Consider the following 22,658-nt stretch of genomic DNA (forward strand, 5'->3'; position numbering starts at 1 on the left):
CCCCCGGCCCGCGGGAGGCGGGCCTGTCGCCGGGCGGGACGCGCCCGCACGCGGTCGCGCCGCACCAGGGGGAAGCAGCGGTCGCTGCACTAATGCCCCGTCGAACGGCTCGTCACCGTGCCGATTCCCCGATGTCACCGGAGGCCACCCGTCCGGCGGTCTGTGCGAGTCCCGCGGCGCAGGTCCGTAGGATGGGGCAGCCGCCCTGATAGCGGGCGTGCCGGAACGATGCGACGGGAAGGGGCGCGAGCCACGGTGGAAGAAGGCAACGCCGGCCTCGCGCCGAGTTGCGCCACGGCCGGCGAGCGTGGGCCGGCCGCCGCCCGCGGTGAGCGCGCGTACGACATACCGGCCGATCCCGCGCTGGACACCGTCGCCTCCCTGGCCGCCCGGCTCTTCGGCGCCGAGATGGCCGGCGTCGCGCTCGCCGGCGAGGACCCGGTGCGGTTCACGGCCGGCCACGGGGCGGGTACCGCCGGGACCGGCGGCGACTGCCCCCCGTTCGTCCCGGCCCCGCAGGGCGACTCCCTCTGCGTCGTCCCCGACACCCTCGCCGATCCGCGGACGGCCACCCACCCCTTGGTCCGCGGCGAGCCGGGCATCCGCTTCTACGCCGCCGCGCCCGTGGTCACCGCCCGCGGCGAACGCCTGGGCACGGTCAGCGTGTGCGACACCCGGCCCTGCAAGCCCACCGACGACCAGTTGGGCGCCCTCCAGGACCTGGCCGCGCTGGTCACCGAGCAGGTCGAACTCCGGCTGTCCGCCTCCCGCACCATCGCCGCCGAACGCGCCCAGCGCACCGCCGCCGAGCGCCTGGCCCGCACACTGCAGCGGACTCTGCTGCCCCCCGCCCTGCCCACCGTCCCTGGACTTGACGCGGCCGCCGCCTACCACCCCGCGTCCGTGGACGAGGTCGGCGGCGACTTCTACGACCTGTTCCCGCTCGACGACGGCCGCTGGGCGTTCTTCCTCGGCGACGTGTGCGGCAAGGGCGCCGACGCGGCCGCCCTGACGTCGCTGACCCGGTACACCCTGCGCGCCGCCGCCATCTACGAGCCCGACCCGTGCGCGGTGCTCGCCAACCTCGACGCCGTCCTCAAGGGCGAGTACCAGGGCAACGTGCCCCGGTACTGCACCGCGGTGTTCGGCGTCCTGCAGCCCGAGGCCGACGGGTCGTTCACCCTCGCCCTGGCCGGGGGCGGGCACCCGCCGGCCCTGGCGCTGCGCGCCGGCGGGCCGGTGGAACCCGTCTCCACCGACGGCGGTCAGCTGATCGGGATGCTTCCCGAACCGCGGTTCGTCCAGGCCACGACCCGTCTGCGGCCGGGGGACTCCCTGCTGCTCTACACCGACGGACTGACCGAGGCCCTCACACCCGAGGGCACCATGCTCGGCGAGGACGGACTGACCCGCCGCCTGTCGGCCTGCGCACCGGCGGGAGCCGGCGACCTGCTGGACGCCGTGCACGCGCTCCTCACCGAACTGGGCACAGGAGTCAGCGACGACACCGCGCTGCTCGCGCTCCATGTTCCCGTCTCCCCCGCCGTCCCCGTCCGCCGTACCACCCCGTCAGTACAGGAGAACCGGTGACCACCAACCGCACCCTGACCGTCGCCCGACAGAAGCACCCCTCCGGCGTCGCGGTGCTGACCGTGACCGGCGAGCTGGACCACCACACCGCCCCACGCCTCGCCCAGGCCCTGGAGGAGACGACGTTCGGCACGGAGGGCGTCGTGATGGACCTGTCCGACCTGACCTACTGCGACTCCACCGGCATCACGGTGCTCATCACCGGCTACCACCGGGCGCAGGCGGCGGACGTGCCCCTGCTGCTGGCGGGCCTGAACGCCGACCTGATGCGGGTCTTCCGCATCGTCGGGCTCGACCAGGTCTTCCGCTTCGAGCCCACCGTCGAGGGCGCCGTCGAGTCCCTTCGGCCGTAACGGCCCCCCGCCCGCGGTCCCGTGCCCGCGGCCGGCCCGTCAGGTGCGGTGTCCGCGGCGTCCGGCGGGCCACCGCACCACGCCCGGCCCGCCGTTGGTCGCCGGGTCCAAGACGGCCGAACGGACATCCTCGGCAGGAACAACGTACGCGTGACCGTCCGGCCGGACGGTCCGACGGTGGTGCTCGCCCACGGGTTCAGGACTCGAGCCGGTCCTGACGCTCCGCGACGCCCTCGGGCAGCCGGCTGCCGACGTCCGGCGACGCCGCCGGCCACCCGCTGCCTTCGAAGGAGCGCGCGCCGCGCCGGCGCCCCCGGTTGATCCGCACCGGCCGGGGCACTCGACGGGCACAGTTCCTCGACAGCGGCGGGAGGCAGGACGTGGCGGTACGTCACCAGCTGATCAAGACCGACCCGGGAACGGTGTGGGACCTCCTCGCGGACGGCAATCGGTACGCCGAATGGGTGGTGGGCACGGCGTCGTCGCGCCAGGTGCGGGGGAACTGGCCGGAGGTGGGCGCCGCCATCGCCTACGAGGTGCGGCTGGGTCCCGCACGGCTCACCAACACCACGGTCGTGCGGCGCTGCGTGGAGGGCTCGGTCCTGGAACTCGAGGCCAACGCGGGATGGCTGGGCACCGCCCGGATCGCCATCGAACTGCGCAGCTGGGGCGAGTACTGCCTGGTGCTCGTGGACGAGCACCCCCTGCAGGGAACGGGCGGCACCCTGCACAACGCGGGCGTCGAGTGCCTGATCCAGATCCGGCACCGCGCCATGCTCGGCCGGCTCGCCCAGGTGTGCGAGAAGGACGCCGAGGAGGCCGGGCACCGCACCGAGCGCGGCCCGCGGACGACCGGGGGGCTCCGCAGGCTCGGAGGCGGCCATGCCTGACGCCGTCGTGATCGGGGCCGGCCCGAACGGTCTGGTGGCGGCCAACCTGCTGGCCGACGCCGGCTGGAGCGTCGCGGTCCTGGAGGAGCAGCCCGAACCCGGCGGCGCGGTGCGCCACGACAACGGCGTCCACCCGGACTTCGTCAACGACCTCTTCAGCTCCTTCTACCCCCTCGCCGCCGCCTCCCCGATCCTCGCCGCGCTGCGCCTGGAGGACCACGGCCTGCGCTGGAGCCGGGCGCCGCACGTCCTGGCCCACCCCCTGACCGACGGCAGGTGCGCGGTCCTCGACCGCGACGTCGACGTCACCGCCCGCTCCCTCGACGCGTTCGCGCCGGGGGACGGTGACGCCTGGCGCCGCCTGTACGAGGTGTGGGACCGCGTGCGGCCCGACCTGCTGAGCGCCCTGTTCACCCCGTTCCCGCCGATCAGGGCGGGGGCCCGGCTGGCGGTGCGGCTGCGGGGGGCGGGCGGTCTGCGCATGGCCCGCACCATGCTCCTTCCGGTGCGCCGCCTCGGTGAAGAGGAGTTCGACGGCGAGGGCGGACGGCTGCTGCTGGCCGGTAACGCGCTGCACGCCGACCTCGCGCCCGAGGCCGCCGGCAGCGGGGGCTTCGGATGGCTGATGTCGATGCTCGGGCAGACCTACGGATTCCCCGTCCCGGCCGGCGGGTCGGGCGCCCTGGCCGCGGCCCTCGTCCACCGGCTGCGCAGCCGCGGCGGGACCCTGCACTGCGGCCGGCGGGTGGACCGCGTCGTCGTGCGCGGCGGCCGGGCCGTGGCCGTCCGCACGGCCGACGGCGAGACGGTGGCCGCCCGGCGTGCCGTTCTCGCGGACGTGTCCGCGCCCGCCCTCTACGGGGGACTCGTCGAGCCCGAGCACCTGCCCGCCCAGGTGCTGGCCGACCTGAAGCGCTTCCAGTGGGACTTCGCCACCTTCAAGGTGGACTGGGCGCTGGACTCCCCGGTGCCGTGGCAGAGCGGGGAGGCGTCCCGGGCGGGCACCGTGCACCTGGCCGACGGCACAGCGGAGCTGACCCGCTTCGCGGCGCAGATCGCCACCCACCAGATCCCCGACCGCCCCTTCGCGCTGTTCGGCCAGATGACGACCTCGGACCCCGCCCGCTCACCGCGCGGCACCGAATCCGCCTGGGCCTACACCCACGTGCCCCACGAAGTCGACGGCGACGCCGGGGACGAGGGGCTCACCGGCACCTGGGACACCAAGGAGCAGGAGATCATGGCCGATCGCGTCGAGCGCCAGGTCGAGCGCTTTGCACCCGGCTTCCGCGCCACGATCCGCGCCCGGCGCATCCTCGCCCCGCCCACGCTCGAGTCGCTGGACCGCAACCTGTGGGGCGGTGCCATCAACGGCGGCACCGCGGCCCTGCACCAGCAGTTCGTCTTCCGCCCGCTGCCCGGCAGCGGGCGGCCAGAGACGCCCGTCCCGGGCCTGTTCCTCGCCTCCGCCAGCGCGCACCCCGGCGGGGGAGTCCACGGGGCGCCGGGCGCCAACGCCGCCCGCGCCGCACTGCGCCGGCGTCTGCCGCCGGGCCGGAGCTGGGCACAGCGCGCGCTCGCCCACCGGAACAGGGCCGGCGACAGGTCGCGGCCGCGGCGCTGACCGGCGCGACGGCGCATCCGTCACCGCCCGGCCGGGGGGAAGCACCACGGTCGGCCTCCCACGACGTGACGTCAGCCGGAGGCCGCCGGGACGCCGCACGAAAGGGGCCACTCGTGTCCGACAGCCCGCTCAGGGGCCGCACCGTCGTGGTGACCGGAGCCGCGCGCGGGCTCGGCGCGGCACTGGCACGCGCCCTCGCCGACCGAGGTGCCCGGCTCGCCCTGCTCGGCCACGAGAAGCCGGAGCTGGACGCGGTGGCGGCCTCGCTGCCCACTCCGGCCCTGGCCCTCGAGGTCGACGTCACCGACGGCGAGGCGCTGGACCTCGCCGCCCGTCAGGTCCGTGAACGCCTCGGTCGGCCGTCGGCGGTCGTCGCCAACGCGGGCGTCGCGGAGGGCGGCCCGTTCGCCACGTCCGACCTCGCCTCCTGGCGGCGCGTCGTCGACGTGAACCTCGGCGGCAGTGCCCAGACCGCCCGGACGTTCCTTCCCGACCTGCTGGAGACGGCCGGCTACTACCTACAGGTGGCGTCGCTGGCCTCGCTCGGCGCCGCCCCCATGATGAGCGCCTACTGCGCCTCCAAGGCCGGCGTCGAGGCCTTCGCCCACTCCCTCCAGGCGGAGGTGGCCCACCGCGGGACGGCCGTGGGCATCGCCTACATCAACTGGACCGACACGGACATGATCCGCGACGCCGACCGGTACCCGGTGCTGCGTGAGCTGCGGAAGCACATGCCGCCGCCCGCCCGCCGCGTCCACTCGGCCGACCATGTGGCCGCCCGGCTGGCCCGCGCCGTGGAACGGCGCCGTACCGCCGTGTACGTGCCCGCGTGGCTGCGGCTCGCGCAGGTGGCGCGCGCCGCGCTGCCGCCCGTCGTCCTGCGCGTCTCCCGCCACGAGATCCCGCGCCTGGAGTCCGAGCAGCCACTGGCCGCGACGGGCCTTCTCGGCGCGGGCGGCCGGGTCGACGAGCACCGCCGCACCGCACGCCGCGGACGGCACACCCGTCACCCCTGACGACCGCGAACCCACCCGGCACCCCCGGCACGCACCACCTCCTCGGCCGAACACCGACGGACGCAGCGCCCGGCGCATCGGGGGCGGCCGGGGGATCGGGGGCGGCGGCGGTGCCCGCCTCGGGCCGCCGGCCCGGACGCTGCGCCCGCGACCCCGCCCAACCGGCCCACGCGACGTCCTGCGGCTCCGGTGACCGCCTCCACGGCGAACCGGCCCCGGAGTGCGGCGATGCGCACGGGGGAACCGGCGGCGGCCGGTGCCGCGGCCCGTGCGGGCGTGGCACCGCCGTACGGCCGGCGGCCCCGACCGCGGCCCACGAAACCCACGTGCCGCATCCAGCGGTCCGGTCCGTACACCGGTGCGTCGCACGGGGGCCGCGGGCTGCCCCTCCCGCGGTGCGGGCACCGGACACGCACCCGGCGGGGCGGCCCGCACCCGGACGACGGTCCTGACGGAGACACTCAGGCGGCCTGCTCACGACGACTCCCCGCGGATGCCGATCAGGACCACCAGCCTGATCGGCCCCGGCGCCCCGCCCCGCCGTTGCTCCACGCCAGGGCATGCGAGGCCGTCCCGAGCGCCCGGCGAGAGCGACGGTCACCGGGCCCGATGAACTGATCGATCCCGGGCAGACGGCGGGAGTGATCTTCGTGTCCAGTCGAGGGAGGAACGTCACCACTGTGGCCACGCCCGCACGCCGCATACCCCACACCGGCGGCCGCACCGGCCGTCGGCGCCCCTTCGACCTCCGTGCGACCGCCCTGTTCTTCGGTCTCCTCGCCATCGTCGTGTGCGTGCTGGGCTTCACGGCCCGCGCGGCGGCCGACGCCCTCGAACGCCGCCCCGCGTGGGCGGTGGCCCTGTGCCTTGTCGGCGCGGCCACCGCCCTGGCCGTGCGGCGCCGGCGCCGGTTCTCCGCGCTCCGGACCGCGCAGCAGGCCGCCGCCGCGCTGGAGCAGGCCACGCGGACGGCGCTCGACGAGCTGGAGGGGGAGACGGCGCAAGGACGGGCAAGGCCGGCAGCGGCCCCGCCGCAGCACGCGCCCGGCGCCGGGCGCACCGCCGCGTACGCGGCGGTGCCCGCAGCCGGTGCCGGTGGCCCGGGCACGCAGGACACGGTCGTCCTCGGGGACACCGTCGTCGTCGAGGAATCGGCCGTCGTCGAGGAGACGGTCGTGCTCCCGGACGCCCCCGCGGGCCCGCCCACCACAGGCGCCCCCGTGGACTACGACGCCCTGGACGCCGACGCGTTCGAAGAGGCGGTGGCCGCACTGTGCCGGCGCGACGGATGCGTGGAGGTGGAGGTAGTCGGCGGCGCCGGCGACCTCGGCGCCGACGTGCTGGCGGTGGCCCCGGACGGACGGCGTGTGGTCGTCCAGTGCAAGCGCTACTGCGACTCCAACCGGGTCGGCTCGCAGGACCTGCAGCGCTTCGGCGGCACCTGCTACACCGTCCACGAGGCGGACGTCGCCGTCGTCGTCACCACCAGCGAGTTCACGGCCCCGGCCGCCGAGTACGCCGCGCAGTGCGCGATCGTGTGCGTGGACGGGCAGGCCCTGCGGGCGTGGAGCGACGGCACGGGTCCGGAGCCGTGGCGGATGCCGGCCGCGGCCGAGGAGCCCCGGTGCTGACCCGGCCGGTGCGCGGCGCGCGCACCGGTGCCGGGACCGCCTCAGCCCCCGACCGCCCCCGGTCCTGCCGTGGCACCCAGCGCGTGGTCGATGAACCGCCGCGGCGCCGGGGGCAGGGTGCGGCCGGCCAGCCAGGCGATGCCGATGTCACGGGCCCCGGGCACGTCGGTGAGCTCCAGGTAGCGGATCGGGAAGTCCTGGGGCGCCGCGGCGTCGGGTGACGACGGGATCAGCGACACCCCCAGTCCGGCGGCGACCAGGCCCCGCAGCGTGTGGACCTCCTCGCCCTCGAAGCCGATCTGCGGGGTGAAGCCCGCCCGGCGGCACAACGACTCCGTGATGCCGCGGAGCCCGTAGCCGGGCTTGAGCAGGATGAAGGGTTCCCCGGCGACCTCCGCCAGGCGGACCCGGCGGCGCTGGGCCAGCGGATGCTGGGTGGGCACGGCGAGCCAGAGGGGTTCGACCAGGAGCCGCCGCCAGGTGATCAGCGGGTGGCCGGGGTCGTCGCTGGTGATGATCAGGTCGGCGGTGGCGCCGAGGAGGTGCTGGACGAGCCCGTTCTCCTCGTTCTGGTACAGCTCGAAGCGGACCTGGGGGAACGTCTGCCGGAAGCCGGTGACGAGCTCGGGCACCAGCCAGGTCCCCAGGGTGTGCAGAAAGGCCAGTGAGACCACGCCGGCCTCCGGGTCGACCACTTCGGCGACCGCCCGCCGGCCCCGGTCGTACCCGTCGAGGACGGCGTCCACGTACTCCTTGAACACCCGGCCGGCCGGCGTCGGCCGCAGCACGCGGCCGACACGCTGGAGGAGTTGGGCGCCCACCTCCTCGTCGAGCCGGTGCAGCGCCCGCGACAGCGCGGGCTGGGTGACCCGGGCCTCTGCGGCGGCCTCCGTGACCGTCATGCCGTCGGCCACCGCCTGGAACGAACGCAGTACCTGGAGATCCATCCCCCTCATTCTCCTCCGGCACCGCACAGCGCGGGGGGCGCGGCCCGGCGCGGGAGCTGCGCGGCCGGCGAACCGGTCAAGGACCGGGCGCTCACGGCGTCGCACAACTGCTCGGCCGCGGTGACGGCCCGCTCCCACTCCGGCAGCGCCCGGGCCGGCCGCCCCGGCTCGCCCCGCGCGTGGGCGACGGCCCGTCGCGCCTCGGCGAGCTGGTGGTAGGCGGCCCGGCGCAGGGCGTGCCGCTGGGCCGGAGCCGCCTGAGGGGCGAGGTCGCGGTAGCGGTGGGCGGCCGCCACGGCCGCCCCGGTCCACGCGGCGGCGCGGCGGGCTGCCGAGTCGGGCCACAGAAGGAAGTGCGCCACCAGGACGATGACGGCCGCCAGGGCGGTGTCCAGGATGCGCGGCCCGTACAACGCGCGGTCGTCGCCGAGCATGTCGACGAGGACCAGCACGACGGCGGTCAGGCCCACCGTGGCCAGCGCGTAGTGGTGCCGCACCCCGACGGCCATCAGCGCGCCGAAGGCCGCCACGGCGCCGACGAGGGCGTACGCGTCCGTCGTCAGCAGCGTCACCGCGCCGATGGCCACCACGCCGACGACTGTGCCGGCGCAGCGGTGCACGGCCCGCCGGAACACCGGCCCGAAGTCGGGCTTGTAGACGAAGGCGACGGTCATGGGGAGCCAGTAGCCGCGCGGGCCGTGCAGGGCGTCGGCACAGAGCTGCGCCACGAGCACGCAGAGGGCCAGCAGCACGGCGAAGCGCAGATGGGCCGACCTCTCCTGCGGCGGCAGGCCGGGCAGCCGCGGCATGGCGTCGTCGCCGCGGGCGCCGCCGGCCTCCGCGGACAGCTCCGCCAGCGCCCGAAGCCCCGCCGAGCGGCCCGTGACGCCGGCCGCGACCGGGGCGGCCACGCCGGCCGCCGGCGCGACGGAGGACGTGTCCGCCGCCGGCAGCAGGCGGTCCGCCATCGCCAGGGGCAGGCGCGTCACCGTCCGGGGGAGCGCCCGTGCCTCCCACACCAGCGCGGACGTCACCTCGCCCAGCCGGACGGCCACGTCGAAGGCCCTGAGCAGGTCCCGCAGCTCCGGCCGCGATCGCTCACGGTGCGTCAGGTGACGTCCCACGACCTGGTGGGCGTGGTCGAGGGCGGCCGTCAGCCCCCGGCGGGCGTCCTCGGCGCCGGGCGAGCCGGCGGCCGACAGCGCGTCAGAGGCGGCCCGGTACACGGCGAGGACGGCCGTACGCTCGATGCGGTGGCGACGCCACAACCACGGAGTCGCCGACATCACGACGACGAGGCCCACGCCGGCGAACAGCGCGAGAGGGGCGTGCCACCACGGACCCGGCACGGGGATGCCGGTGCCGATCGTGACGCCCAGCAGCAGGTGCATGCCGGCCACGGAGGCGACACGGCCGCGCAGACTGATCGAACCGGCGGCCAGGGCGGCGACGACCAGGCAGGCCGGCACCGCCAGGGGCTGCCCGCTGCGGAGCGCCAGCTCACCGGCGAGCAGACCGAGCGCGGCGGCCAGTCCCATCCAGACCAGCCGCCGGACGCGCAACCGGTAGGGGTCGGAGCCGTCCTGGCCCACGCCCCACAGGGCACCGACCGCCGCGATCACCGACGGGATCACCGCACCGGACCACAGGCCCACGAGCAGCGGCAGCGCCAGCGCGACGGCGCCTCGCGCCGCGGCGGCCACGGGCAGCGCGCCGAGCGGGAAACCGGACGAGGGGCGCACCCTCGGCCGCGTGGCGCCGCCGGCGAGGCGCTCCAGGCGGGCGCGGGCTGCTGAAGTCATACGAGGCCGGGTCCTTTCGTGTGCCGAGAAGTCGGTCTCGGGTCGGCGGCGCCGCCGGTGGAGGGGTTCCCCGGAGCGTCACGGCCGGCGGGACGCCGGTCGGCGGCGGCGGGAGGACGGGATGTCTCCAGGGTCGGTCCCTGCGATGCATGCGTCCAATGACCGCAGACGGCGCGTGATCATTCCTCACCTGCATACATGCGGCCTGAACAGGGATGATGTGCTGCCGACGGCGCCTGCGCGCGCTCACTGTGACGGAGAACGCAGTCGGCGGCCGGATCCATGCGCTGAGGGCATCGGTCGGCCACGGCGTCGGTGGGGGAGGGGTCCGGGCGGCAACCGCGCGCCGCCGTGAAAACCCGTCAGGGGTTGCGCGAGGGACCGGCGCACGCCTCGAACCCGTCGCGGCGGCGTCCGCGGATGCCGCCGGCGCGCGGACCGTCCGCGGTGTGCGGGAGGCCGCCTCCGCGGAGGATCAGCCCGACGGAGCTTCCCCGGCGGCGCCACCGGCCCGACGGGGGACCGTGGATGCCCGGCGGGCGTTCCGGCGTCCGCGCCGCCGTGCCGTCGCGGTGCGGGGTCCGGGCCGCCAGGTGCTCACCAGCGCCGCGGCCAGCAGCAGTTCGGCGATGTCCCCGCCGTAGTACATGAGCTCCGCACCCCGCCGGACCTGATCGGCGGGCGCGTGGACGTGGATGAAGAACCCGCCGTACATGGCCTGTGACACCAGCGCGTGCACGGCCACGGCCACGCCCAGGTAGACGAGCCGCGCCCGCACACCGGGCCGGCGCGGCGCGGGGTCGGGCCCGGCGATGACGTAGGCGAACAGGCAGCCGGAGAGCAGGAAGTGCGCGTGCAGCAGCCAGTGGCCCGCCGGGTGCTCCATGGCGGCGTCGAACAGCGGCGTGAAGTACAGCGGGAGGAGACCGCCGGTGCTCAGGGCCAGGGCGACGGCCGGGTGGGCCGGTACGCGCGCGTACGGGCTGTGCAGCAGTGCCGTGACCCGCCGGGCACCGGCCGGGGGCAGAGCCCGCAGCAGCACGGTGACCGGCGCGGCCAGCACCAGCGCCAGCGGCGCGTACATGCCGATGAGCAGGTGCTGGACCATGTGCCCGCGGAAGTCCGTGTGCGCGGCGGGGGCCAGCGGCGGCAGCAGGGCGACGGCGAGCAGGGCCAGTCCGGCCAGGAAGAGGGCCGTCCGGACGGACCGGCCGGACCCGGGGTGGCGCCGCCGGGCACGCCGGACGAGCAGCAGATAACCGCAGGCCGCCCCGAGCAGGAGCAGCGTGATCAGCACCGCCTCCGGTGCGGCGCCGCCGGCGGGGTGCGGGGAGTGCATCGGGTGCCCGCCGTCCATCAGGCGGCCCGCGCCCCTGCCGCGCCGGCGGCACCCGCGGGGTCGAGCGGCCTGCCACCGCGCTGCAGCGCGTAGCCGATCACCACGAACACCGCGCCCAGGACGAGGAAGCCGGCGTCCCACCAGCCCTGGTGGGCGCCGCCGCGCACATGGTGGATACCCAGGATCTGGTGGTCCAGGACGCCCTCGACGAGGTTGAACAGCCCCCAGCCGACGACGATCCATCCCCACAGCACCCGTGACGTCCACACCGCGCGACGGTCGTGGGTGACCCGGGCGTACAGGATGCCCAGCCCGGTGATCACGGCGACCCAGCACACGGCGTGGAAGATGCCGTCCCAGACGGTGTTCATCTCCAGCCCCGACACGGTGCGGGGGTCGTAGTACTTCACGCCGACGCGGTCGTGATCGGTGCTGGTCAGCATGTGGTGCCACTGGAGGAGCTGGTGCAGCAGGATGCCGTCGACGAATCCGCCCAGCCCCACGCCCAGCACGATGCCCGGCAGCCGGATGCTCTCGGGTGCGGGTTGCGGCGCGGATACGGCCCGGACCGCGTCTTCGCTCGTCATCCAGCACTTCCTCTCGCCACCGGTGGCCCGAGCGGCCTTCCGTGGTCGCGCCGGGTCTCCCGGCGGGGGGACTCCCCGTCAGCGCGCTGTCCATCCAACCACCGTCCGCCGCGTGGGGCCCGCCCGGAAAGGGCCACTTCCGGCGCGGCGAAACGGTCCGGCCACGGGTCGGGCGGCCGGAAGCGGACGGCTGCCGGCGCGGGCGTCAGCCGCCGCTCGGGCGGAGGGAGGCGCGGCGCGGCGGCGCCCTGCCGGCCGACCGGAAGGGCAGCGGGCAGCAGCGGTCCCGCGGTGCACAGCGGGAAGACCACGGCGTCCCCTCTCGCTCCACCGGACACTGTGGTGATCCCGTGCCCCGCCCCCGCAGGCCCCCGCGCCGGTTCCCCCTTTCCGGTGCATGACCGGCACCCGTCTGCGCACCGCGTCCGCGGACACGACGCGCAGGCGTACGCCGACCCTCCGTATGCGGCGCCGGGTCGGGGGCATCCGGACAGCACGAAACGCTTCGGCGTCACCCACCAGGAAAGGAACGGTGCATCGTGCTGGCCATCGTCTCGGCGGTCCTGTTCTTCATCGCCTTCCTCATCAACGCGGCCGACATCGCGACCAACGACACCTTCACCTCGTCCAACATCATGCTGATCGGTCTGACCCTGCTGGCCCTGCACCTGGCGGGCGTCGGCAGTGGCTGGTCCGTGCGCGGCCGCAGGCGCTGAGGCGCTCGCCGGGCGCTTCGGCACACCCCGCTCCGCGGTCTGCCGTCGTCCGCGTCCCTGCCCGGCCCGGCGAAGGGGTCCCGGTGGTGAGCGTGTGGCTCCTGTGATTCCGGGCAGCCGCTCTGACGTGCGCCGGAGGAACAAGGCGGTGCCCCCTCGCGTGAGCGAGGAGCGTGTGGACGTGGCAGAAAGGCAGCAGCGTGGCCGACGCGGCGCCCGACGGGCGGTCTCCCCTCAACGGCACGGCCGAGGTGCCGGTCTCCGTGACGGATCTCCCCGGACAGGTCCGTACCGACCTGACCCGCAGACTGCGGCGCAGGAGGCGCGCCTTCCGCGAGGAGGACGTGCAGGTCGTCGAGCCGCCGCTGCTCAGGCGGGCGGTCGGCGCCTCCGCCCTCGGCAACTGCATGGAGTGGTTCGACTTCGGGGTCTACAGCTACCTCGCCGCCACCCTCGGCAAGGTCTTCTTCCCCGGCGCGTCACCGGCCGCGCAGGTGATCTCCTCCTTCGCCACCTTCGCCGCGGCGTTCCTCGTGCGTCCGCTCGGCGGCCTCGTGTTCGGCCCCCTCGGCGACCGCGTGGGACGGCAGAAGGTCCTCGCCACAACCATGATCATGATGGCGGCCGGCACCTTCGCCATCGGGCTGATCCCCAGCTACGCCACCATCGGCGTCGCGGCCCCGGCCCTGCTGTTGGTGGCCCGGATGGTGCAGGGCTTCTCCACCGGCGGCGAGTACGGCGGCGCCACCACCTTCGTCGCCGAGTACTCGCCCGACCGGCGCCGTGGCTTCCTCTCCAGCTGGCTCGACTTCGGCACCTTCGTCGGCTACGCCCTCGGCTCCGCCCTGGTCACCCTGCTGAACGTGGTGCTCACCGAGTCCCAGATGCTCGACTGGGGCTGGCGCGTGCCCTTCCTCATCGCCGGCCCGCTCGGTGTCATCGGCCTGTACATGCGGCTCAAGCTGGAGGAGTCGCCGGCCTTCCAGCAGCAGCTCGACGAGCACGAGAGGAGCCTGGCGCAGAAGTCGGCGAGCAGCGAGTTCAAGGTGATCGTCAAGGAGCACTGGCGGCCGCTGCTCGTCTGCCTGGGCCTGGTGCTCCTCTACAACGTCACCAACTACATGGTCACGGGCTTCCTGCCCACCTACCAGACGGAGACCCTCGGCCGCTCCAGCGGCTTCGCCGACGTGCTCGTGCTCATCGGCATGGTGTGGATCGTGCTGCTGATCACCTTCCTCGGACGGCTCAGCGACCGGGTCGGCCGGCGGCCCCTGTACGGCTTCGCCGCGGCCGCCATGATCCTGCTCGCCGTGCCGTCCTTCCTGCTGCTCAAGGCGGACGGCACCTGGGCGCCGGTCGCCGGGGTGCTCATCCTGTCGACCCTGCTGGCCTGCTTCGCCGCGCCGAGCGCCGCCACCCTGCCCGCGCTGTTCCCCACCGCCGTTCGCTACGCCGCCATGGGCCTCGGCTTCAACGTCGCCGTCTCCGCCTTCGGCGGCACCACCCCGCTCGTCACCGAGGCCCTGGTGAGCCTCACCGGCGACGACCTGATGCCCGCCTACTACCTGATGCTGGCCGGCGTCATCGGCCTGGTGGCGGTGAAGTTCCTGCCGGAGAGCGCCCAGGTCCCGCTGAACGGATCACAGCCGATGGTCGGCTCACGGGAGGAGCAGCGCGCACTGATCGTCACCTCCAAGGAGCTGTACCGGGTCACCGCGGGGACCGCCTCCGGTGACGGCCCCCCCAGCCGCCCGGGGCGCCCGGGGTGAACCGCTCGCGGCGCGCGCGGACAGCCGGCCTACCCGGCCGTATGCCGCCGGGCTCGACGGAAGCAGGGGCGAGCACATGGAAGCGACGACGACCGAGCAGCGGCAGGACCGGCGGCGCTTGGTCCGTCGCCCGCCGCAACCGCTGACGCATCCGGCGGCCGGCCGAGCCCGGCCGCACGCCGGGACGGCCTCGCACGGTGCCGCGTGTACGGCCGTGCCCGTTCGCGCGCAGGGCCACGCCCGGCGGCCGGCTCCGGGGCCGGCCGCCGTGAGTCCGGTGTGAATGTGCGGGACCGCTGAACACTCCTGGGCCGGCGTGCGTATGGAGCGGGGGATTTCCCTGTCCGGCCGACCACACGCCTAGGAGTGCCTCCCTTGGGACGCAACACGCGCAGACGACCCACAGGCCCACGACGCGCCACCTTCGCCGCGGTGGCCCTGATGCTCGGCGGAGGCGGGCTGGTCGCGGCCAACGTGTACGCGTCGGCCACCGAGGACCCCTGGCGGGCAGGGGCGGACGGCGGCGGGAACCAGGTGATGGCGGCGGCCACGATCGACTGCCCGGACGTCGGCGACCGGCTCACCGCCGTGCCCGACGCGGCGCGGGCGGACGTCGACGCGCAACTCGCCGTACTGGACGAGCAGGTGGCCGCCGCCTACCGGCAGCTGCAGGAGTCGGCGCGGGCCGTGGGACAGGACCCCGGCTCCGCGGACGACTCGATCATGCAGCCGCTGAAGGAGAAGCGGACGGAAACGATCGGGCGCATCGAGGACGCCATCGACGGCGCGGGCGACCGCCCGGAGGGACTTCGCGATCTCGCGGGCTGCGCCCTGCGCGCGTCCGGCAACCAGCAGGACGGCGGCGGGGAGGACCAGGGCCAGGACGCCGGTGACGGCGGCGACGGGCAGAAGGGGAACGACGGCCGGGACCAGGGCGGCGACCCGCAGCAGAACCAGCAGGGCCAGGACGGGCAGGACCAGAACGGCAACGGCGGCCAGAACGGCAACGGCGGCCAGGGCGGGAACGGCCCCGTCGCCGCGGACTACGCCGACATCACCACCGTCCAGCCCCAGGCGGCGGGCGTGAACCCGGGGGCGGACGCGTCCCGGGGGACGTTCAGCAGCAGCTGCGGGGTGAACGCCAACGGCCTGTTCAACTCCGACAACATCATCGTCGCCCCCGGCGTCACCAACGGCGCCCACCACTTCCACGACTACGTCGGCAACCAGGCCAACAACGCCTTCGCCAGCGACGAGGATCTGGCGAACGCCGACACCACCTGCGAGGACAAGGGCGACAGGTCCACGTACTACTGGCCCGTGCTGCGGCTGCAGGACGGAACCCGCGAGCGGGACGCCGACGCCCCCGGCGGCGGGACCGAGGGCAACGTCGGCAAGATCGTCACTCCCCGGGAGGTGACGCTGACCTTCGTGGGCAGCCCGCGTTCGAAGGTCACCGGGATGCCGCGCCTGCTGCGCATCATCACCGGCGACGCCAAGGCGTTCGTCAACGGCCCCGGCAACGCCAACGCCTCCTGGAGCTGCACCGGTTTCGAGGACCGGCAGCTGAAGGACAAGTACCCGCTGTGCCCCGAGGGCAGCGACGTCGTCCGCACCTTCCGGTTCCAGAGCTGCTGGGACGGCCGGAACATCGACAGCGCCAACCACCGCACCCACGTCGCCTTCGCCGCCGCGGACGGCGGCTGCCCGGACGGCTTCCGGGCGATCCCACAGCTGGTCCAGCGCATCGTCTACGACGTGGACCCGCCCAGCCTGCAGGACGGCGGCCGGACGACCCCGTTGTTCGCCGTCGACTCCTTCCCCGAGCAGCTGCACAAGCCGGTGACGGACCACGGCGACTTCGTCAACGTCTTCGACGAGGACCTGATGCGCGAGGTCGTGGACTGCATCAACGGCGGCCGGCAGTGCGGTGCGGGTGCGGGCCAGGGCTCCGGCTCCGGCTCCGGCTCCGGCGAGCAGCCTGAGGAGCCGCAGCAGCCGCAGGACCCGCAGCCGGAGAACCCGCAGCAGCCCGAGAACCCGCAGCAGCCGCAGGACCCGCAGCCGTCCCAGCAGCCGGAGAACCCGCAGCAGCCGGGCAACCCCCAGCAGCCGCAGCAGCCGCAGGACTCTCAGGGCGCGCCCCAGGGGCAGCAGCCGTCGGCTCCCGGCCGACCGACCGCGCAGCCCGCGGGCGACGGCGCGTCCGGCGCCGTGGAGCCCAAGGCCGACACGACCATGTCCGCCACCAGGCTCCCGGCCAGCGCCGCACCGCAGGGCGGCTCGTCCGGTGACGGTGCCGGGGAGATCGGCACCCCCGCACAGCCCCCGGCCACCGCGGGCGGCGACCGGTCCGCGGGATCGCAGCTCCGGCCCCAGGCCGTCAGCGGCGGGCTGGCCGAGACGGGCGCGCACCTGTGGCCGGCCGCGGCCGGAGCGGTCCTCATGGTCGGAGGCTTCCTCCTGCTCCGCCGGGTCAGGCGCTCCTCGGTGTGAGGCACCGTCACGCAGCCCCGGCCCGGCGGCACGTCACAGGCTCGAGCCGCCCGGCCGGGGCACGCCTCTTCTGGCGTTGTTGTACAGGCGCAGCAGGTGCTTGGACACGGCGCACGGTGCGGAGTGGGCATGGCACTGACGGCAGGTGCGCGCATGATCCTCGTATGCGGAACGCGCCTGCTCCAGCGCATCGTTCGTAGACGGCACGGAGAACCTCACTTCGTGGGTGCGTGGGCGATGACGGCGCTCATCCGGCTGTAGTGAGCACCTAAAGAAAAGTTGATCATGTTACTGTCGGTAGCGGAAAGCCTGAGTCCGCTCGCGCTGCGTGGCCGGACAACGGCCCCGGCCCGGCGGCACCCAGGCCCCCCGGCGCCCGCTACGATCACGTGGGCCCGCGGTGCGGCCCGGTACCGGGGGCTGTGCCATGTCGCTTCGGGCCGCAGCGTCCGGGACGTCGGCGTCCGGCAGGGTGGGCGCCGCGCTCGACGTCGCGCTGATGCTGCTCGGGTTCCTCCGCCGGCCGCACTGGCTCCGGCTCTCCTTCGCCGCTCTGCTCGGGCTCTGCGCCGTCGTCGTCCTGGTGCGGAAACCTACGCGCCGTGCGGACGGCGGCGGCGCCGGGCGGGAGAGGGCCGCGTCGTGAACGGCGGGGGTGCCGCGGCCGGCGGGCACCGCATCCCGGCGGTCGCCGGAATGCGGCGCAGTGGTCCGCGGCCTGCCCATCCGGCGTTTCCCCACGTCGTGTCCGGCTGAGCGGTTCGCCCGGCCTCCGGTGGCCGCCGCCCGGCGCGCCGGCCTCAGGCGGACGCGGGACGCAGCCGGTAGGCGTAGCTGTACGTCCGCCCGGAGTGCAGCAGGTACTTCTCCAGGGGTGCCGCGCCCCAGGAGTTGATCCCACCGACCCCCATCTGACGGTGGTTGACCAGCAGGGTTGTCTCCGGCCGCCGTGTGAGCTCGTGCGGGTGCCGCGGCCCGTCGAGGTCGTGCGGCGTGTGGTGCAGCGCGCTGGTCTCCAGCAGCGGCTCGCCGGCGCCCGGCTCGGCGAGGACGGTCAGGCCGTCCCCGGAGCGGTCGGTCAGCGACAGCCGCCGCACGTCCGTCTGGTTCGCCATCTGCTGCGGCCGGACGTACGGGGCGGCCTGCTGGTCGACCGTGGAGCGCCAGCGCCCCACGAAGGCTGACGTCTTGCGGTCCTGGTAGTTCTCGTGCGGCCCGCGCCCGAACCAGTCGAGCCGCTCGCAGGACGCCGGCACGGTGAGCAGGGCGCCGACCATGGGCAGGTCCGGCAGCCCGGACGGGGCGTCGAGGGTGTGCCGCACACGCACCTCGCCGTCCGCGCGCACCCGGAACACCGTGTGCCAGGTGGCGGTCTTCGGCGTGGTGGGCAGGGTGCAGGCGACCTCGACGACGGCCTCGCCGGGCCCGGCCGGCCGGGCGCTCACGGACGTCACCGACCGCTTCGGCCCCGCATCCCGCCAGGTCAGCGCGGTCTTGTGGAAGCCGCGCCCGATGTCGTTGTCCGTCGGTCCGCGCCAGAAGTTGGGCACCGGGCCCTCGGCGAGCAGTTCCCGGCCCCGGAAGGCGTACGACGAGAGGGTGCCGGTGGACCTGGAGAAGACCGCCCGTACGTCCCGCCCGCTGACGGTGACCTCCGTGCCGGTCTCCGTCAGCGTCAGCTCACCGCCGGGCGGCGTGTCGGCGGGCGCCGGCGTGTGCCAGTCCAGCGCCAGCTGTTCGGCGGCCACCTCGTGCCCCGCCGCGGCCCAGCGGGCCCGCTCGCGCAGCACGAACGACAGGTTCAGGAAGTACTCCGCACCGGCCGCGGGCATGGCGGGCCTGCGGCACGGTACGCGCAGTTCGCCCTCCTCGCCGGGCGCCACGTCGGGGGCGCGCAGCGTGCCGTGCTGCACCACTTCGCCGTCGCGGGTGACGGACCACCGCACCTCGTAGGCGCCCAGGCCGGTGAACAGCTGCTTGTTGCGCACCTTGACCGTGCCGCCGGATCCGTCCGTGAGGTCCCCGGCCGTGACGTCCACCGGCTGGTAGCACTTCTTCAGCTCGATCAGCCCGGGATGGACCGAACGGTCCGCAGCCAGCAGGCCGTTGCAGCAGAAGTTGCCGTCCGTGGGGTAGCCGGGGTGCCAGTCGCCGCCGTACGACAGGTAGGTGTGCCGGGCGTCCCCGGGCACCGGCAGCCGGATCGCCTGGTCCACCCAGTCCCAGACGAAGCCGCCGTGCAGATTGGGGTACCGCTCGAAGACGTCCCAGTACTCCCGCACGTTGCCGCCGCTGTTGCCCATCGAGTGGTTGTACTCGCACAGCATGAACGGGGTCGGGTTGCCCGACTTGCCGTACGCCTCGACGCCCGCCGGGCTGGTGTACATCTCGCTGTGCAGGTCGGCGACCGCGTTCATGCCCTCGTAGTGCACCGGACGCGACGCGTCGCGCGCGTGCACCCAGTCCGCCATGGCCCGGAAGTTCGCGCCCTGGCCCGCCTCGTTGCCCAGCGACCAGACGACGACGCACGGGTGGTTCTTGTCCCGTTCGACCAGCGAGCGCAGCCGGTCGACGCACGCCTCGGTCCACTGCGGCAGCGAACCGGGCACGGTGTCGCGCACGCCGTGGGTCTCCAGGTTCGTCTCGGCGATGACGTACAGGCCGTACTCGTCGCACAGCTCCAGCCAGCGCGGGTGGGGAGGATAGTGCGAGGTGCGGACGGCGTTGATGTTGTGCTGCTTCATCAGGCGGATGTCCTCGACCATCCGCGCCTCGTCGAGGGCCTGGCCACGCTCGGGGTCGGTCTCGTGGCGGTTCGTGCCGCGGAACATCACGGGCCTGCCGTTGACGGTGAACTTCCCCGGGCCGTACTCGACCTGGCGGAAACCGATCCGGGTGCTGTGGACGTCGACCGCCCGACCGCGCGCGTCGGTGAGCGTGACCAGGAGCGTGTAGAGGTTCGGGTCCTCCGCGGACCACAGCGCGGGCGCCCGCACGTCGCCCTCCAGGGTCGCCGTTCCGCCGCCGGCGTCGCCCGCCAGGCGAACCACCCGCCGGCCGCGCGCGTCGAGCAGCTCCGCCGTCAGACGATGTCCGGCGGGGCCGGCGCCGTTCCGGCCTCGCACCTCGACGTCGACCGTCAGGACGGCGTCGCGGTGCTCGGCGTCCAGCCGGGTGCGCACGAACACGTCGTGCACGTGCACGGGCGGGATGGAGTAGAGGTAGACGTCCCGGAAGATCCCGGACAGGTCGATCATGTCCTGGTCCTCCAGCCAGCTGCCGTCGGACCAGCGGTAGACCTCCACCGCCAGGGTGTTGGTGCCGCGCCGCAGATGGGGCGTGACGTCGAACTCGGCGGGCGTGTAACTGTCCTCGCTGTAGCCGACGCGCTCACCGTTGACCCACACGAAGAACGCGGACTTCACACCCTGGAAGGACAGCAGCGTACGCCGCCCCGACCAGTTGCCGGGCACGGTGAAGACGCGGCGGTAGGAACCCACCGGGTTGAAGTCCTTCGGCACCTGCGGGGGAGCGGGCGTCTCGTAGCCGATCCACGGGTACCTGATGTTGAGGTAGATCGGCTCCGGATACCCCTCGATCTCCCAGTTGGAGGGCACCGGGATGCGTTCCCAGTCGCCGTCGTCGAAGGCGGGGTCCTCGAACCCGGCGGGCCGCAGGCCCGGGTTCCTCGACCAGTGGAAACGCCAACTGCCGTTGAGGGAACGGTAGTACGGGGACTCCTGGAAGCGTCCGCGCAGCGCGGCGGCCCGGTCCGCGTACGGCACGAGGCGGGGCCGCGCCGCCTCGCGGTTCACCTGGAAGACCCGCGGTCCGGCGTCCCACGGGTCGCCCGGTGCGGCGAACGCCGTCTTCTGCGCGGTGAAGGCCGCCGCCCACCCCGCCAGGGCGCTGCCGGCGAGGACGGTGCGGCGGCTCGGACGGGCGGCGTGCCTGCGGTCTGCGTTCATGCGACAGCTCCCCGAACGTAAGGCGTCAAGAAGCGTCAGCATCGAACATGATCCCCCAACGCACAAGACCGTGTCTCTCCCACGGGCCTCGCATGGCCCCGCGGGATGACCCGAATCCAGCATCCGGGGTATGTGCCGTCCGGTCGCCGTCGCCGTCACCAGAGCGGGGAGCGGCCGTGGACGGAACGGGGGGAGGCGTCACGCCCGGCGGCCGTCGCACCGGTGCGCGGCCGCCGCCTGCGTCATCCGCTGTGCGCGGTCGCCTCGGCCGGCGGACGGAAGCAGGCGGTCACGGTCTTGCCGTGCGGGCAGGGCCGTGCCTCCCAGCTGTCGGCCAGCGCGTCGACCAGGAACATGCCCCGCCCGCCGATCCGTTCGGTGCTCGGCGGACGGGGCGTCGGAATGTCCGCCGAATTGTCGTGCACCGAGATGTGCAGGCACCGGTTGTCCCAGGTCAGCACCAACTGGGCGGAACTGTGCGCGTGCCGGTGGGCGTTGGTGACGAGTTCCGAGACGGTCAGCAGCACGGCGTCCACCGTCTCCGGCGCGTCGGCCGCCCACCCGAGGCTGTCCAGATGCTCGCGCGCCCAGTCACGGGCGGCCTTCACTCCGCTGTTGATCGGCAGGGAGCGTGCCCAGCCCACTGCCCGAAGCGACGATCCGTCCACTGTGGTGGTCCCTTCCCGGTCGGTCCTGCTCTGCCGCGTGTACCCCCGGAAGGCGTGTTGACGCGGACGCACGGCGGGCCGGGCCGGCGGGACGCCAGGGGCCGCGGCAGTCCGGCCACTGCGGCCCGTACGGCACCCCCGGCTGCCCTCGCGGCCGGGGCACGGCACTGCCGGTGCCGCCCCTGCCCGCGCGGGGCACTCGGCCGTGCACGAGACGGGGTGCGAACGGCCGCGTCCTCGCCGGCCGGCTGCCGCCGGGGCCACCGAACGCGGCGGTCACACACCCCTCGGGGACCGGAGGGCCGTAGGCCGGATCCGTCGCGGGTCCCGTGCAACCACCGGGGGTCGTAGCGGGTCGTATCAGACACAGCACCTGAAGCGCTCCCCGGAAGACATTGCGGGAGCGCGCACGAACGGCCCTGGGGGACCCATGGACATCCGCACGCGCAGCACCCGGCTCGCCGTCGCCGCTCTGGCGGCCGCGGCCGTCGGCCTCACCGCGGTCCCGGCGGCCGCCGGCACCACCACCGGATCCCGCTCGGGGGCCGCGGGCACACCGCGGTTCCTCGAGCCGCGCGACCTGCCTCCGCACCCGGCGTCCCCGTGGTACGGCGGACCGGTCACCGCCGGACAGCCGGACCCGCTGCCGGTCTGCGTCGGCGAGGCCCTGCCGTCGATCGCGAGCCACCGCCGGTACTGGACCGAGTTCGACACCGGAGCCCTCCAGGTCACGGTGGTCGAGCGGAGCGTCCAGCGGGCCAAGGCCTTCGCGGCCCTGCTCCGCAAGGACCTCGCCGGCTGCGCGCGGAAGCTGACGCGGCAGGACCCCGGCATCACCGCGGCGGAGAAGTACTACGGCAGGATCCACGTCGAGGAGGGCGCCGACGTCTACGGCCTCCACACGGCCTCCGCCTGGGGCAGCTCCGACATCAACCTCTTCTCCGTCGGCCGGGACGGCAGGACCGTGACGTTCGTCGAGTGGGGCCAGATGGGCGACTTCCGACACGCCCAGGTCGGCGACTTCAAGGCCACCACCGTCAGGGCCGTCGGCAAGCTGTACTGACCGGAGGCAACCGCCCGGACCGGCCAGGGCGCCCGGGGCCGGCGCGGGCGTTCCGAACGGCACGGGCACTCCCGGGCGTGCCGGGCGCGCGGGCCCGGCCGGACGGGCTGCGCGCGGCGGGGCACGGCGGCGGGGGCGGGCGTGGCGTGGGGCTGTGCCGCCGGGGGGTCTGCACGTCCCCTTGGGGGGTGGGGGGTTG

17 protein-coding genes are annotated in these 22,658 nt (G+C 74.7%); 11 read left to right on the top strand and 6 right to left on the bottom strand.

Annotated features, from left to right (window positions below; all coding sequences use genetic code 11):
• Positions 1-255 precede the first annotated feature (255 nt).
• The 6 genes from ACWDNY_RS21210 (at position 256) to ACWDNY_RS21235 (ending at position 7,104) form a co-directional block, all read left to right on the top strand.
• Positions 256-1,590 (top strand): PP2C family protein-serine/threonine phosphatase, encoded by a 1,335-nt coding sequence (locus tag ACWDNY_RS21210; protein WP_451647336.1) that lies wholly within the window; start codon positions 256-258, stop codon positions 1,588-1,590.
• Entirely contained in the window at positions 1,587-1,943 is a 357-nt protein-coding gene (locus tag ACWDNY_RS21215) for an STAS domain-containing protein (protein WP_451647337.1), read from the top strand. Before ACWDNY_RS21210 ends, ACWDNY_RS21215 begins: the two co-directional genes overlap by 4 nt.
• Positions 1,944-2,323: 380 nt before the next feature.
• Positions 2,324-2,833: an SRPBCC family protein gene (locus ACWDNY_RS21220; protein ID WP_451647338.1), complete on the top strand. Its 510-nt coding sequence runs from the start codon at positions 2,324-2,326 to the stop codon at positions 2,831-2,833.
• On the top strand, positions 2,826-4,457 hold the full coding sequence (locus tag ACWDNY_RS21225) for a phytoene desaturase family protein (RefSeq protein WP_451647339.1): 1,632 nt from the start codon (positions 2,826-2,828) through the stop codon (positions 4,455-4,457). Before ACWDNY_RS21220 ends, ACWDNY_RS21225 begins: the two co-directional genes overlap by 8 nt.
• A gap of 113 nt (positions 4,458-4,570) precedes the next feature.
• Positions 4,571-5,473 (top strand): SDR family oxidoreductase, encoded by a 903-nt coding sequence (locus tag ACWDNY_RS21230; RefSeq protein ID WP_451647340.1) that lies wholly within the window; start codon positions 4,571-4,573, stop codon positions 5,471-5,473.
• A gap of 680 nt (positions 5,474-6,153) precedes the next feature.
• Positions 6,154-7,104 (top strand): restriction endonuclease, encoded by a 951-nt coding sequence (locus tag ACWDNY_RS21235; RefSeq protein WP_451647341.1) that lies wholly within the window; start codon positions 6,154-6,156, stop codon positions 7,102-7,104.
• 41 nt (positions 7,105-7,145) lie between these two features.
• On the opposite strand, the gene ACWDNY_RS21240 is transcribed toward ACWDNY_RS21235, so the two are convergent.
• The 4 genes from ACWDNY_RS21240 to ACWDNY_RS21255 form a co-directional block, all read right to left on the bottom strand.
• A complete protein-coding gene (locus ACWDNY_RS21240) occupies positions 7,146-8,051 on the bottom strand; it encodes a LysR family transcriptional regulator (RefSeq protein ID WP_451647342.1) in 906 nt (301 codons plus the stop codon).
• Positions 8,052-8,056: 5 nt separating this feature from the next.
• Positions 8,057-9,853, bottom strand: coding sequence for an FUSC family protein (locus ACWDNY_RS21245; protein WP_451647343.1), 1,797 nt, complete (start codon positions 9,851-9,853; stop codon positions 8,057-8,059).
• Positions 9,854-10,328: 475 nt separating this feature from the next.
• A complete protein-coding gene (locus ACWDNY_RS21250) occupies positions 10,329-11,210 on the bottom strand; it encodes a cytochrome c oxidase assembly protein (protein WP_451647344.1) in 882 nt (293 codons plus the stop codon).
• Positions 11,210-11,779, bottom strand: a complete 570-nt coding sequence (locus ACWDNY_RS21255; protein WP_451647345.1) for a DUF2243 domain-containing protein — start codon at positions 11,777-11,779, stop codon at positions 11,210-11,212. Before ACWDNY_RS21255 ends, ACWDNY_RS21250 begins: the two co-directional genes overlap by 1 nt.
• A gap of 539 nt (positions 11,780-12,318) precedes the next feature.
• Here ACWDNY_RS21255 and ACWDNY_RS21260 point away from each other — a divergent pair.
• The 4 genes from ACWDNY_RS21260 (at position 12,319) to ACWDNY_RS21275 (ending at position 17,406) form a co-directional block, all read left to right on the top strand.
• Positions 12,319-12,495 (top strand): hypothetical protein, encoded by a 177-nt coding sequence (locus ACWDNY_RS21260; RefSeq protein WP_451647346.1) that lies wholly within the window; start codon positions 12,319-12,321, stop codon positions 12,493-12,495.
• Positions 12,496-12,695: 200 nt separating this feature from the next.
• The gene (locus tag ACWDNY_RS21265) at positions 12,696-14,264 is read left to right on the top strand and encodes an MFS transporter (RefSeq protein WP_451647347.1); all 1,569 of its coding nucleotides are present in this window, start codon (positions 12,696-12,698) and stop codon (positions 14,262-14,264) included.
• Between the two features lie 441 nt (positions 14,265-14,705).
• A complete protein-coding gene (locus tag ACWDNY_RS21270) occupies positions 14,706-16,760 on the top strand; it encodes a DUF1996 domain-containing protein (protein WP_451647352.1) in 2,055 nt (684 codons plus the stop codon).
• A 427-nt stretch (positions 16,761-17,187) separates the two neighbouring features.
• Entirely contained in the window at positions 17,188-17,406 is a 219-nt protein-coding gene (locus ACWDNY_RS21275) for a hypothetical protein (protein WP_451647348.1), read from the top strand.
• A gap of 154 nt (positions 17,407-17,560) precedes the next feature.
• Here ACWDNY_RS21275 and ACWDNY_RS21280 read toward each other — a convergent pair whose 3' ends face one another.
• Complete coding sequence (locus tag ACWDNY_RS21280) at positions 17,561-20,728, bottom strand: glycoside hydrolase family 2 TIM barrel-domain containing protein (RefSeq protein ID WP_451647349.1); 3,168 nt, start codon at positions 20,726-20,728, stop codon at positions 17,561-17,563.
• 242 nt (positions 20,729-20,970) lie between these two features.
• Entirely contained in the window at positions 20,971-21,396 is a 426-nt protein-coding gene (locus ACWDNY_RS21285; RefSeq protein ID WP_451647350.1) for an ATP-binding protein, read from the bottom strand.
• Positions 21,397-21,826: 430 nt separating this feature from the next.
• On the opposite strand from ACWDNY_RS21285, the gene ACWDNY_RS21290 reads away from it, so the two are divergent.
• A complete protein-coding gene (locus ACWDNY_RS21290) occupies positions 21,827-22,459 on the top strand; it encodes a hypothetical protein (protein WP_451647351.1) in 633 nt (210 codons plus the stop codon).
• The last annotated feature ends 199 nt before the right edge of the window (positions 22,460-22,658 follow it).

This window comes from Streptomyces sp. NPDC003697 (assembly GCF_053587115.1).